The following is a 13,142-nucleotide window of genomic DNA, read 5'->3' on the forward strand; positions in this document are numbered from 1 at the left end:
AAAATAAATACGTTTAAAATCAATAAGTTAAAAATAAATTCGATAAAAAATTCAAAGCTGGCACGGCGGCTGCAATATCTCTGGCAACGAACAAGACAACCAGCGAGACGCCAAGATGGCCAACCAGCAGCTGTTCAACACCCAACAGGCAAAAGCCCCGGCGAGCGACACCCGCAATGCCTCCCGGGCCCCGGCCTACGCCTACAACGCCAAGCATCGCCTGGCCCAGCTGGCAGTCACCGGTTGCCTGAACTCGACCTTCTACACCTCACCCGAGGATCAGCTGGAAGCCGTGTTGCAACTGGTGAGTGAAGTCGACAGCCGCTTCGTGGCCCAGGCCGCTCGCTACGCTCGCCAGCAAGGCCATATGAAGGACATGCCGGCGCTGCTGCTGGCGGCGCTGACCGCGCAACGTTCGGTCCAGGTGCCCGAGCTGTTCGCCCAGGTGGTGGACAACGGCAAGATGCTACGCAACTACGTGCAGATCCTGCGTAGCGGCGTGACCGGCCGCAAGTCCCTGGGCTCGCAACCCAAGCGCCTGGTGCAGGACTGGCTGAACAACGCCAGCGAGCGCCAGCTGCTGCAGGCATCGATCGGCAACCAGCCGTCGCTGGCGGATGTGGTCAAGATGGTCCACCCCAAGCCCCGCGAGGCCTGGCGTGAAGCCTTCTTCGCCTGGCTGATCGGCAAGCCGGTGGATGTCCAGGCGCTGCCCGGGCTGACCCGTGAGCTGCTGGCGTTTCGCAGCGGGGCCAGCACCCAGGTGCCGGATGTACCGTTCCAGTTGCTGGGCAACGAGAGCCTGAGCGCTGAGCAATGGGCCGCCCAGGCTCGCAACATGGGCTGGCAGGGGCTGCGCATGAACCTCAACACCCTGGCTCGCCACGGTGCGTTCCAGGTGCGCGGTTGCACGGAGTATGTGGCGGCGCGCCTGGCGGATGCCGCAGAGGTGGCCAAGGCCCGGGTCTACCCGTACCAGCTGCTGGCGGCCTACCGCATGGCGGGAGAGGAGGTGCCGCAGCGGGTGCGCGAGGCGCTGCAGGATGCCCTGGAGCTGTCCCTGGCCAATGTGCCGGCGCTCAGCGGTTCGGTCGTGGTATGCCCGGACGTCTCGGGGTCGATGCACAGTCCGGTCACGGGTTATCGCCAGGGCGCCACCACGGCGGTGCGCTGCATCGATGTGGCGGCACTGGTGGCGGCGGCGGTCCTGCGCAAGCGGCCGACGGCACGGGTCATGCCGTTCGAACGGGAAGTGGTGGATATCCGCCTCAACCCCCGGGACAGCGTGATGACCAATGCCCAGAAGCTGGCGGCCATCGGTGGCGGCGGGACCAACTGCTCGGCCCCCTTGGCGCAGCTGGCCAATGCGCGGTTCAAGCTGGACACGCTGATCCTGGTCTCGGACAACGAGTCGTGGATCGACGCCCGGCGCCATGGGGCCACTGAAACCATGCGCCAGTGGGAGCGGATCAAGGCGATCAACCCCAACGCCCGGCTGGTGTGCATCGATATGCAACCCGGGACCACCACCCAGGCCCCGGACCGTGAGGACATCCTCAACGTCGGTGGCTTCAGCGATGCGGTGTTCGACGTGATCGAGCAGTTCATCGCCGGCAACTACGGTGGCCAGCACTGGGTGAAAGCCATCGAGGCCCTGGCGCCCTGAGCGCCAGGTGGTTGAGTTAGAGCATGCGCCGGGCAGCCGGCGCACACTGAAGTTTCTTGATCATTGGCCCTGAATGCCGCTGTGACTACATCCAAAGACGTCTCAGCAGATTTTGTCAGGGCCGGTGACGGCGCGAATGCCGGTGGCTGTACATCCTGGTCTTGCCGGTTCGAATCCGGCTATCAGCCACTACTGTTGTCGCGCCACCTGTTTTGCGGTTTTTTTGCGACGAATGCCGATGGAACTACATCCAAGGCTCGAGATGCGGGTGCAAGCCCCGCCGGTGCTCGAAAAGGGCGCCGTGGTTCAACCAGCAGAACGCGAGTGCATCGTTTCATCGATTCCTTGTCGTCGCAGGTTTTCCCCGCCTTGGCGGGATGGCAGCGAATGCCACGGGTACTACAGGGTGTCGCGGGTTCGAGCCCCGCCAGCCGCAAGGCTGTAGCTCAGTGGGTAGAGCAAATGTGCCCGTTCCCTTGTCGCTGCCCGCAGGCCCGGCCTGCACCGATTGACCCGGCGAATGCCGGTGGAACTACAGGACAGCCTGGTCGCGGGTTCGATTCCCGCCCACCGCAAGGTGGTAGCTCAGGGGTAGAGCAGGCTGCATGTTTCACCTTTTTTTGTCGCCAAGACCTGCCGGATGACCGGCCACCCGATCGATCATGGGCGCAAGACTGCAATCCGCTCTTGCGCTGCCGATACAACAAGGCCCGGATTCGGGCCCCAGGAAGAACGAGTAAAAAGATATGGAACGCAAGACCTACCAATTGCTGGAAGTCGCCAACGGTAAGCCAATCAAGATGTGGACCCAGGGCGTGCCCGTGGAAAACGAAGCCCGCCAGCAGCTGATGAACACCGCCAAGATGCCCTTCATCTTCAAGCACCTGGCCGTGATGCCCGACGTCCACCTGGGTAAGGGATCGACCATCGGTAGCGTGATCCCCACCGTGGGCGCGATCATTCCGGCGGCGGTCGGGGTGGATATCGGCTGCGGGATGATCGCCGCCCGGACCTCGCTGACCGCCTCCGACCTGCCGGATAACCTGGCCGGGTTGCGTAGCGCCATCGAGCAGGCGGTGCCCCACGGTCGTACCTCGCCACGTAGCGGACGAGACAAGGGGGCCTGGGGTGAGATCCCGCAACAGGCCGACCAGGCCTGGGCAGCCCTGCATCCACGGTTCAAGGCGATCACCGATAAGTACCCGGCGCTGGCCAACAGCAACAACCGCCAGCACCTGGGAACCCTGGGAGGCGGGAACCACTTCATCGAGGTGTGCCTGGACGAGGCCAACCGCGTCTGGTTCATGCTCCATAGCGGTTCGCGCGGCGTAGGTAATGCCATCGGCAACCTGTTCATCAACCTGGCCCAGGCGGATATGCGCCAGCACATCGCCAACCTGCCGGACCGCGACCTGGCCTACTTCGAGGAAGGTAGCCAGCACTTCGATGATTACGTCGAGGCCGTGGCCTGGGCCCAGGATTTCGCCCGGCAGAACCGCGAGTTGATGATGCAACTGGTGATCCAGGCCACCCGCAAGGTGATCAGCAAGCCCTTCGAAGTCGCGCTGGAGGCGGTGAACTGCCACCACAACTACGTACAGAAGGAGCGCCACTTCGGTGAAGAGGTGCTGGTGACCCGCAAGGGTGCGGTGTCGGCGAAGAAGGGCGAGTTGGGGATCATCCCCGGGTCGATGGGAGCCAAGAGCTTCATCGTCCGCGGGTTGGGTAACGAGGAGGCGTTCTGCTCCTGCAGCCACGGTGCCGGTCGAACCATGAGCCGGACCAAGGCCAAGAACACCTTCACCCTGGCCGACCAGATCCGCGCCACCGCCCATGTGGAGTGCCGTAAGGATGAGAACGTGATCGACGAGATTCCGATGGCCTACAAGGACATCGACCAAGTGATGGACGCCCAGAGCGAACTGGTGGAAGTACTGCATACCTTGCGTCAGGTGGTATGCGTTAAGGGGTAGAGCGATGGATGTCATGGATATGCTGGAGTGCCCGCCCGATTGGCACTACCAGCTGAGCGACTACGAAATTGGCCGGATGCGCGAAGTCTGGCAAACCCGGGACGAACACGATGCCTGGCTGGTCCTGAGCGGTTTTGGCAATGGCTTCGTCCGCCAGTCGGCAGTACGACGCCTGGCCCGCCAGCCGTCGGCCGCCGCCCTGGTGGTGCTGCTGGAGCGCCTCAACGATTGGGTGCCCCAGGTTCGCCAGGAGGCGGCTACGGCCGTGGAGCTGTACCTGGTACCTGAACATGGCGCCTTGTGGTTGCAGGTCTTGGGTCCGCTGCTGGCCTTGACCGCCAAGCAGCGGGTCAGCCACGGGGCGACCCTGGAACGGGCACGAGCGGTGCTGCAGTTGCCGCAAGTACGAGGCAAGGTCGAGCAGGCCTTTGCCGCGTGCCGGGGCCGGGCCGCACGGTTCGTCTTCGAGCTGTTGCTGGACAGTGGCGCGGATCGCCCGGCCCTGCTGGCCCAGGCCCTGGGCCATGGCGAGGTCAGCGTGCGGCAGATGGCGGTGGACGCCTGCGCCGAACTGGCTAAAGAGCAGGCCCGGCCGTTGCTGGAGCAGGTCATGCGGACCTCGGGCGCTAGCGTGCGGGTCAAGGCCCTGCGCTTGTTGCTGCCGCTGTTGGACGACCCGCGCGAGCAATTGCGCCAGGCCTTGCTCGACCCCTCGGCAGCCCTGCGTGGCCTGGGGCATTGGGCGGCGCCACGCTATGGCCTGGAGCCACGGGAAGTGCTGCTGGCCCGGGTGCTGCAACCGGCGCCGGCAAACCGGTCGCAGTGGCAAGGCCTGCTGGGCCTGGCCAGGGAACTGCAAGAGCCCCGGGCCGATGCCATGGTGCAACTGGCCCTGGACTCGCCGGCCTTGAACACTCGCCTGCTGGCCCTGCATAGCCTGGGCGAGCGCGGCATGGCCTGGCAGCTCAAGGCCCTGGGCGATGTCTCGGACAAGGTCTTCGAGATGGCGGTCAGCCTGCTGCGCGAACAACCCTGGGCGGTATTCGACGAAGCCCTGGAGCAGTACCTGGATGTTCACTGGCCAGCGCTGCCTGCATGGCGCCAGCGGATGCTGCTGAGTCTCAAACCGGGCTGGCGGCAGCTGGAGTACCTGCTTTGGTGCCTGGACCAGGCTCCACAACAGGCGAGCTACTGGCAGGTGCAATTGGCCGGTTGGTGCAGTGGGCGTTATGCACTGTTCGATCCAGTGACCCCCAAGCCGCTGCGCGAGGCGCTGACCCAGCGGGTACGCATGATGGAAAAGGCCGGAGAATTGCCGGCGGGCTCACTCAAGTGGCTGCCATGAACCAAGGAGAGCAAACATGCTGCCAGCACTGCTGAACCTGCAGGACAACGAGTCGATCCAGGCCCTGCGCCGGCAATTGAAGGAGGCGGACTGCGTGTTCGATTTCGCGGTGCTGGACGTCGCGCCGCAGGCCAGCATCGATCTTGATCTGCATCGCCAGGCCCTTGACGCCTTGTACCTGCAGATAGAAGAGCAGCACCGCGAGGCGCGGCGCCGGCTGATCCAGGAGCATCCGCGCTATGCCGATCTCGGCGAGGCGCCGCCGATGCGCTGGGAAGTGCAGCGGGCCGTGGCTCGGGAGCTGGATGCGCAAGAGATCCAGCGCCTGGGTACAGCCAGTGTGCTACCAGGTCCGCAGGCCTTGTACCAGGCCTTTATCGACCCGCCTTACCGAACGCATTTCCCCGAGGGCGGCGAGCCGCCGGAGGCGATCTTCCAGCGCTGGCTGGCCCTGCTGGGGCTTGAACCCGGGGCGCAGCCGGTGGTGATCGACTGGGTGAGCGATTTGCAGCTGGATTGGCAGGTCGAGGGTACGGCGGCCAGCGAGGCCTGGAGCGATTATTTCGATGAGGGCCTGGAGTGGTGGGGCGTCTGGTGCCTGAGCATCTGGAACCCCGAGCGCCGGACCTTGGGGGTACTGATGGCCAGTGCCACCGATTGAACAGGAAGCAGGACATGCAAGTAGACAAGGAACTTCACCCCCTGGACGACGCCATGCGCGAACGGGTCCTGGAGGAGCTGGCGCGGATCGAGCGCGAGCGCAATGTGCAGGTGCTGTATGCCTGCGAGTCCGGTAGCCGGGCCTGGGGCTTCTCCTCCACCGACAGCGACTACGACGTGCGTTTCATCTACGTGGAGAAACCCGAGTGGTTCATCCAGGTGGACGCCGCGCGGGACGTGATCGAGCGCCCGCTGGACGATGAGCTGGATGTCAGCGGCTGGGAGCTGCGCAAGACCCTGGGGTTGCTGCGCAAGTCCAACCCGACCTTGCTCGAATGGCTCGACTCGCCCCTGGTGTATCGCCGCGAGGCGGCTGCGACCGCGCGTTTGCGCGAGTTGGCCGAGGCCTTCTACAGCCCGTCGGCGGCACGTAACCACTACCTGTCGATGGCCCGGAAGAACTTTCGCGGTTACCTCCAGGGCGACAGCGTGCGGTTCAAGAAATACTTCTATGTGCTGCGACCGTTGCTGGCGGTGCGCTGGATCGACCAGGGCCGGGGCCGACCGCCCATGACCTTCGCCCAACTGCTGGAGACCGTCGATGATCGGCGCTTGCTGGACGAGGTGGATGAGCTGCTGGACTTGAAGCGTCGTGCCGATGAGTCCGCCTACGGTCCACGGCGCCCGGCGTTGCACGACTTCATCGCCGCCGAGCTTGCGCGCCCGGTGCCGAAGCTTGCGCGCACCCATGAAGACAATGCCCTGCTGGACGCCTACTTGAGAGACACCGTCCGGCACTACGCTTAAGGAACATGATGAAACAGGATGTGATCGAGCTGGACGGCGCCATTGGCGGCGGCCAGGTACTGCGCAGTGCCCTGAGCCTGTCGATGCTCACCGGCAAGGCCCTGCGGATCAGCAATATACGCGCCCGGCGCAGCCGTCCGGGCCTGATGCGCCAGCACCTGACGGCGGTCCAGGCCGCTGCCCAGGTGTGTGGGGCCAGGGTCCGGGGGGCTGAGCTGGGCTCCCAGGTGCTGGACTTCGAACCGGGGCCGATCCGTGGCGGTGACTACCGCTTCGCCATCGGCACCGCCGGCAGCTGCACCCTGGTGTTGCAGACCTTGCTGCCGGCCTTGCTCCGGGCCCCGGAACCCAGCCGGGTGACGGTTACCGGCGGCACCCATAATCCCCTGGCACCACCGGCGGACTTCCTCCAGCAATCCTGGCTGCCGCAGCTGCGACGCATGGGCGCGCAGGTCGAGTTGCAGTTGCTGCGCCATGGTTTCGTACCGGCTGGCGGTGGCGAGCTGGAACTGTTGGTCCGGCCTTCGACCCTGCAGCCTGTGCATCTGCAAGAGCGTGGCGCCTTGCTCGGGCGTAGGGCCTGGGCCCTGAGCGCCGGCTTGCCGGAACATGTGGCCGAGCGTGAGCTGCGGCGGGTGGGCAATCGCCTGGGGCTGTCCCGGGACCAGCTGCAAGACGTGCAGTTGGATGAGCAATACGGCCCGGGCAATGTGCTGTTGCTGGAGTTTGCCTACGAGCACCTGACCGAGCTGTTCTGCGGTTTCGCCCAGAACGGCCTGCGGGCCGAAAGCGTCGCCGATGCTGCCATCGACCAGGCCCGGGAATGGCTGGCCTCCGGCGCGGCGGTGGCCGAATGCCTGGCCGACCAGTTGTTGCTGCCCATGGCCCTGGCCGGTGGTGGCAGCTTCACCACGCCGCGCCTGACCAATCATCTGGCGAGCAACATCCAGGTGATCGAAGCCTTCCTCCCGGTGCGCTTCCAGACGCGCTCCCTGGGCGAGCAGGTGCTGCACGTGGAGTGTGGTTCCCAGGACCGATAGGCGTAGAGTGCCCCGGTCAACCTGGAGGTCGCGAAGATGTATCACTTGTATGGAAGCCAGGGCACGGGTTCGGCCATGGTGGAGATTGCCCTGGAGTATTGCCAGGCGCCGTACCGCTGCATCGAGGCCGCGCCCTGGCAAGCCAGCCCGGGGCGGGATGCCCTGGAGCGGCTCAATCCGTTGGTGCAGATTCCCACCTTGCAGCTGCCCGACGGCAGCATCCTCACGGAAAGCGCGGCGATCCTGATCCACCTCGGGTTGCAGTTCGCCGATTCCGGGTTGCTGCCGACCCAGGCCTCGGCGCGGGCCCAGGTCATTCGTGGCTTGGTGTACATCGCCGCCAACTGCTATTCGGCGATCGGCATTCTCGACTACCCGGGGCGTTGGGTGAGCGATGCCGATCCGGCGTTGGAGGCGCGGGTGCGCCAGGCGACCGGGCAACGCCTGCACCACGCCTGGGAGCTGTTCGCCCGCCAGTTCGCTCCACGGCCTTTCCTTAGCGGCGACGCGCCCGGGGCCCTGGATATCCAGGCGGCGGTGGTGTCGCGCTGGGGCGGCGCCAGGGACGCGCTGCGCCACAGCCAGCCGGACTTCGTGGCGTTGCTCGAGCGCATCGAGCACGAGCCCCGGGTGGCCCCGGTGCTGGCCCGGCACTGGCCCGAATCCCGCTGAGAGCCGGCTTGAGGTGTTGGGGGCAAAGCTGGCAGTCTGCGCGCCCGGATTCCCCCAGGTCCGCTGGCGGGAGATGCCGATGCTTTCGATGCGGCTCACCTTTCGCCCACTCCAGGCGCGGCGCTGAAATCCGTCGGTTTTGCCGGGCAAAGCTCTTATACTCCGGCGCCTCGTTTTCATACCCAGCAAAAGGACTCACCTGTGGCCAACGAACCGGATCACGAATTCTACGATCGCGCCGACGCCATCATCGACCTGGCCAATTCCCAGGTCGCCACCTGCGGCCGTGGCAAGGTCAGCGCCTCGCTGATGTACGCCAATGCCCGTTTCTGCGCATTCATCCGCGCCACCGGCTGCCGTGACGCCGAGGAAATGGCCGCTTCCAAGCAGCAGACGCTGGACTACTTCGTCGATCAGTTCCGCCACATGCTCGACGAGCACTTGACGGACTACGCCGAGAACTTCGCGCAGTACACCCACCGCTCGCCAGAGTGAAGACCGCCGGCGCCGCCTGGCGCCGGGGCACCCAACCGTTGGTCCTGTTCCTGCCAGGAGTCCCGAGGCTTGCCGAGGGGCTCGACTGGACTTCGCTTGCGGCGCGTCTTGCCGATCGTTGTATCTCTTTCAAGAGGTCATGCTCCTGCGGCTCGGCTTTACCCGCCCGCGCCAGGTCCTGGTGGTGGCGCAGCAGAAAGTCCACGAACACCCGCACCCGCTGGGGCATGTGCCGCACTTGGGGGTAGAGCAGGATGAACGGCCGCGAAGTGCCGCCGAACTGCGCCAGGACCTCCACTCGTTCGCCGTTCTGCAACTCCTGGTGCGGCTGAAACGATAGGCCTGCATCAGCCCGGCCCCGTTCTTCACCGCGATCACCGTGGCCAGCAAATCCTCCAGGCAGGTCAGGCTGCCTGAGGTGCGCATGTCCCCCTGCCGCCGCTCGACCTGAAAGCTCCAAGGCGCCCGGCATCCGCTGCTGGGCAATTCGAACGGCACGCATGGGTGCTCGGCCAGCGCCTGCTGGCCCTGGAGCTGGCCGGCTCCCAGGTCCAGATCAATGCGGTGGCGCCGGGGATTGTCGATCCGCCTTTGCCCCCGGCCGAGCCGCAGATCCGTGCCGCGCTCCAGGCCCTGGCCCCAGCGGGCGTATCGGCGGCGAGACGGTAACGGTGATCCGCCGGCGCGAGCGCGACAGGCGAGGCTGACGCATCGGGCACGCCCTGGCCGCAAGTGAGATTTATGTGAGCGATGTCACTCTTTTCTCAAGGGAATCCTGGTCGCGGTCGATAACGTCGGGATGCCTAACTGATACGGAGTTCGTCATGGCTTTGCTTCCGGTTCGTCTGTCTCATCGTTTGACCCTCGGCAGCGTGCTGCTGTTGCTGTTCACGGCGTTGGCGGTTTTTGCCGTGATGACCCTGCGGGGACAACCCAAGGTAGTGGAGGCGAGCTCGGCGTTGATCGAACAGACCGGCAGTGCCATCGTCCGTCAACTGGCCTTGCAGTTGGCGGGAATCGAAGGCGTGACCGTGAGCATGGCGCACATGGTCGAGGGCCTGCCCAAGGAGCCGGAGCTGGTCATGGCCACCGCGCCCAAGGTGATCGACCACGAGAACGACAAGGCCATCGCCGGTGGCGGGATCTGGCCGGAACCCAATGCCTTCGCCCCGGGCGTGGAACGCCGCAGCTTCTTCTGGGGCCGCAGCGACGCGGGCTCGCTGGTGTATTCCGATGACTACAACGCCGCTGGCAGCGCCGGTTATCACCATGAAGCCTGGTACACGGGGGCGCGCAATAGCGCCGCCGGGCACTGCCTGTGGTCCGAGGCCTACCAGGACCCGGTGACCCAGGTGCCGATGACCACCTGCAGCGTGCCCTATCGCCAGGGCGGCGCCTTTGCCGGGGTGGCCACCATCGACCTGCGCCTGGACGACCTGGCGCGCTTCCTCAAGGAACAGGGTTCGGTCACCGGCGGTTATGCCTTCGCCCTGGACCAGGCCGGCAACGTCCTGTACTTCCCCGACGCCCAGGCCAGCGGTGGCGCGCAGATGCTCAGCTTCGACGCCTTGAGCAAGCAGCAGGCCTGGTTGCGCCCGGTGGCCGAGACCCTGGCCAGCGCGGCGCGCCCCGGCCAGGTGCGCAGCCTCGACCTGGACCGCGACGGACGCTTGCAGGAAGCGGCGCGGGTCAGCCTGTTCACCATGCCTGGCACCGGTTGGACCATTGGCCTGGTGACTCCAGAGAAACGGGTCACCGGCCTGGCCCGGGCCATGACCACCGAGATCCTGTTGTTCCTCCTGCCATTGCTGGCCCTGTTGCTGTTCTTCGCCTGGCTGGCGGGCAACAAGCTGATTGCCCAGCTCGAGGAAACCACCCGCCAGATCGATGCCCTGGGCAGTGGCCAGGCCACCGACAATGCCGAGCTGCACGTGGATCGGGCCGATGAGATCGGCGCCCTGCGTGGCGCGGTCAACCGCTATGCCGGGCAACTGCGGCAGATGCTGCAGAAGATCGCCAGCGAAGCCCGCCAGTTGCAGAGCGAGGCCGCGCGCCTGGGCGAGTTGAGCAGCACCCTGGCCCGGCGCGCCGAGCAGCAGCGCCAGGAAAACACCCAACTGGCCACGGCCATCACCGAGATGTCCTCCAGTGCCCAGGAAGTGGCGCAGAACACCAACAACTGCGCCGATACCGCGCGCCAGTCGCTGGTAGTGGTGCAGGATGGCCAGCAGCGGGTGGCGGCCAATAGCGAGTCGATCCAGCAACTGTCCACGGAAATGGCCGAGGCAGCTTCGGTGATCCAGCGCCTGGAGCAGGACAGCCAGCAGGTCGGCGCGGTCCTGGACGTGATCAAGGCCATCTCCGAGCAAACCAACTTGCTGGCCCTCAATGCCGCCATCGAGGCGGCCCGGGCCGGCGAACAGGGCCGTGGTTTTGCCGTGGTGGCCGACGAGGTGCGGACCCTGGCCGGGCGTACCCAGACCTCGGCCAACGAGATCAGCGGCATGATCAACGACCTGCAGCAGGCCTCGCGCCAGGCGGTGCAGGCCATCCAGTCCGGCGAGTCACGCACCCGCCAGGCGGTGGGCGAGGCGGCCGGGGCTTCGGACGCGCTGTCGAGCACGGTCAACAGCTTCGATGACATCTCCCAGCGGGCGCAGCAGATTGCCGTGGCGGCGCAGGAGCAGAGCCACGTGACCCAGGAAATCAACGAGCTGGCGGTACGTATCCACAGCATCAGCGAAGACAACGCCCGGGACGCCCAGGCCCTGGACAAGGTCAGCGAGGCCATGCAGGCCTTGTCAGGACGCCTGGCCGATCTCAGTCACGGTCAGATCTGAAGCCGCGCCCGCCCGACCCAGCCAGGGTCGGGCGGGCGGCTTCGGCCTTTTTCGCCGCCGGGCCCGCCGGCGCCGAATCAGCTGTACGCCAGCTATTGCAGCTTGAAGTTCAGCAACAAGCCCAACGCCACACCGAAGAACCCCAGCAGGCCGCTGCCCAGGGCGCTGCGCGGCGGGCGGCGTTTGGCCAGGTAGCGGGCCGCGGCGGCGCCGAGCACCGCGCCAGGGAAGTTGAGCAGGTAGTAGATCCAGCCCAGGGCATCCTGCGCTGTGGTGATCCACAGGCAGAACAGCAACAGGTGGATGGCCAGGGCCAGGGCGGCACCGGCGATCATGGCCGAGGCCGGGCGGGTCAGGAGCAGCAGGCCGAGGACCAGCGCCTGGGGCAGCCAGTAGGCCGCGAAGTTGTCCCAGAAGTAGTCCAGTGGCACCAGGGCCCGGGCAATGGCCAGGGCCAGCCCCAGGGTGACGGCGATGATGGCGGGCAGGTGCCGGAGCGGTAGGCGGTGCAGGAGTGACATGACGACCTCGGGATGGGCGGGCAGGGACTTTTTACGGCTCCTGGCTGTACCTGTCCAGTGTGCCGGGGGTGCTTGCTGGTGTTGGGCGGCCCAACCGTGTTGTACCTGGCACGGGTGTTCAGGTGGTGCTGCACAGCTCATGCACGCATTGGCGTAGCCAGCGGTGGGCCGGATCGGCTTCCATGCGCGGGTGCCAGAGCAGGGAAATGGTCATCGGCGCGAGCGCCACCGGCAGATTGAAGGCATGCAGGCCAGCCCGCAGGTTGCTGGTGTGGCGCTCGGGCACCATGGCGATCAGGTTCGAGCCCCGGGCCAGGGCCAGGGCGGCGGAGAACCCGCTGACCAGGGCCATCACCTGGCGTGCCAGGCCCAGCTCCTGGAGGGCATCGTCCATGGGGCCGTGGTCGTGCCCCTGGTGGGAGACGAGGATGTGCTGGCCGGCCAGGTACTCGTCGAGGTCGACCGGGCCTCGGCTCAAGGGGTGGCCGGCACGTACCACGCCGACGAAGCGATCGCGAAACAACGCCCGGGTGCGCAGTTCGGGGCTGGTATCGGCATCCACTACTGCGGTTTCCAGATCGATGCTGGCCTCGCGCAGGGGCTGGCTGTCGCGGTCCAGCTTGGGCACGAAATGAATCCGCACGCCCGGTGCTTCCCGCTGCAGGCGGGCGAGCAGTGCCGGGCCAAAATTCTCGACGAAACCGTCGCGACTGCGCAGGGTAAAGGTGCGACGCAACTGCCGCAGGTCGACCTCGGTGGCCGGGCGCAAGGCGGCCAGGGCTTCTTCCACCAGAGGGCCGATCCGCTGGCGCAGTTCCAGGGCCCGGGGCGTGGGCACCAAGCCGCGCCCGGCGCGCACCAGCAGCGGGTCGCCGGTGGCCTGGCGCAGGCGGGTCAGGGCCCGGCTCATGGCCGACGGGCTCAGTTGCAGGCGTGCGGCGGCACGCGCCACGCTGCCTTCGGCCAGCAGCACGTCCAGGGTCAGCAATAGATTCAGATCGGGAGTCGACATGGGCGAAATCTAGCATGGCCGAACGCGGCTGGCATGGCGTTGCCTGCAGCTATTCACTGCACCTGCCGCGCCTTCCGCCGCCCTTGCAGCCAGTCCAGGCTAGGGGACCGA

13 protein-coding genes are annotated in these 13,142 nt (G+C 66.2%); 11 read left to right on the forward strand and 2 right to left on the reverse strand.

Translation table 11 applies throughout. From position 1 onward, the window contains the following. The first annotated feature begins 115 nt into the window (after positions 1-115). The 11 genes from I9018_RS10860 to I9018_RS10910 all read left to right on the forward strand — a co-directional run bounded on the left by I9018_RS10860 (position 116) and on the right by I9018_RS10910 (position 11,498). Positions 116-1,666, forward strand: coding sequence for an RNA-binding protein (locus I9018_RS10860; protein ID WP_241109410.1), 1,551 nt, complete (start codon positions 116-118; stop codon positions 1,664-1,666). Between the two features lie 746 nt (positions 1,667-2,412). Further along, positions 2,413-3,639 (forward strand): RtcB family protein, encoded by a 1,227-nt coding sequence (locus tag I9018_RS10865; RefSeq protein WP_068589187.1) that lies wholly within the window; start codon positions 2,413-2,415, stop codon positions 3,637-3,639. A 4-nt stretch (positions 3,640-3,643) separates the two neighbouring features. Beyond that, entirely contained in the window at positions 3,644-4,984 is a 1,341-nt protein-coding gene (locus I9018_RS10870; protein WP_068589185.1) for a PBS lyase, read from the forward strand. A 16-nt stretch (positions 4,985-5,000) separates the two neighbouring features. Then, on the forward strand, positions 5,001-5,645 hold the full coding sequence (locus I9018_RS10875) for a hypothetical protein (protein WP_241109411.1): 645 nt from the start codon (positions 5,001-5,003) through the stop codon (positions 5,643-5,645). A gap of 14 nt (positions 5,646-5,659) precedes the next feature. Further along, on the forward strand, positions 5,660-6,451 hold the full coding sequence (locus I9018_RS10880; RefSeq protein ID WP_241109412.1) for a nucleotidyltransferase domain-containing protein: 792 nt from the start codon (positions 5,660-5,662) through the stop codon (positions 6,449-6,451). An 8-nt stretch (positions 6,452-6,459) separates the two neighbouring features. After that, positions 6,460-7,491, forward strand: a complete 1,032-nt coding sequence (gene rtcA / locus I9018_RS10885) for an RNA 3'-terminal phosphate cyclase (protein WP_241109413.1) — start codon at positions 6,460-6,462, stop codon at positions 7,489-7,491. A gap of 36 nt (positions 7,492-7,527) precedes the next feature. Continuing rightward, entirely contained in the window at positions 7,528-8,163 is a 636-nt protein-coding gene (locus tag I9018_RS10890) for a glutathione S-transferase (RefSeq protein WP_241109414.1), read from the forward strand. A 201-nt stretch (positions 8,164-8,364) separates the two neighbouring features. After that, the gene (locus tag I9018_RS10895; RefSeq protein ID WP_068589176.1) at positions 8,365-8,658 is read left to right on the forward strand and encodes a DUF3144 domain-containing protein; all 294 of its coding nucleotides are present in this window, start codon (positions 8,365-8,367) and stop codon (positions 8,656-8,658) included. Positions 8,659-8,797: 139 nt separating this feature from the next. Next, the gene (locus I9018_RS10900) at positions 8,798-8,998 is read left to right on the forward strand and encodes a hypothetical protein (RefSeq protein WP_241109415.1); all 201 of its coding nucleotides are present in this window, start codon (positions 8,798-8,800) and stop codon (positions 8,996-8,998) included. A 164-nt stretch (positions 8,999-9,162) separates the two neighbouring features. Beyond that, entirely contained in the window at positions 9,163-9,327 is a 165-nt protein-coding gene (locus I9018_RS10905) for a hypothetical protein (protein WP_241109416.1), read from the forward strand. 155 nt (positions 9,328-9,482) lie between these two features. Then, positions 9,483-11,498, forward strand: a complete 2,016-nt coding sequence (locus I9018_RS10910; RefSeq protein WP_241109417.1) for a methyl-accepting chemotaxis protein — start codon at positions 9,483-9,485, stop codon at positions 11,496-11,498. A gap of 92 nt (positions 11,499-11,590) precedes the next feature. Here the strand turns inward: I9018_RS10910 and I9018_RS10915 are convergent, their stop codons facing one another. Further along, positions 11,591-12,019, reverse strand: coding sequence for a hypothetical protein (locus I9018_RS10915; RefSeq protein WP_241109418.1), 429 nt, complete (start codon positions 12,017-12,019; stop codon positions 11,591-11,593). Positions 12,020-12,137: 118 nt separating this feature from the next. Further along, positions 12,138-13,031, reverse strand: coding sequence for a LysR family transcriptional regulator (locus I9018_RS10920; protein ID WP_241109419.1), 894 nt, complete (start codon positions 13,029-13,031; stop codon positions 12,138-12,140). Between the last annotated feature and the right edge of the window lie 111 nt (positions 13,032-13,142).

Source organism: Pseudomonas sp. MPFS (assembly GCF_022537035.1).
In the GTDB taxonomy this organism is placed as follows: Bacteria; Pseudomonadota; Gammaproteobacteria; order Pseudomonadales; family Pseudomonadaceae; genus Aquipseudomonas; species Aquipseudomonas sessilinigenes.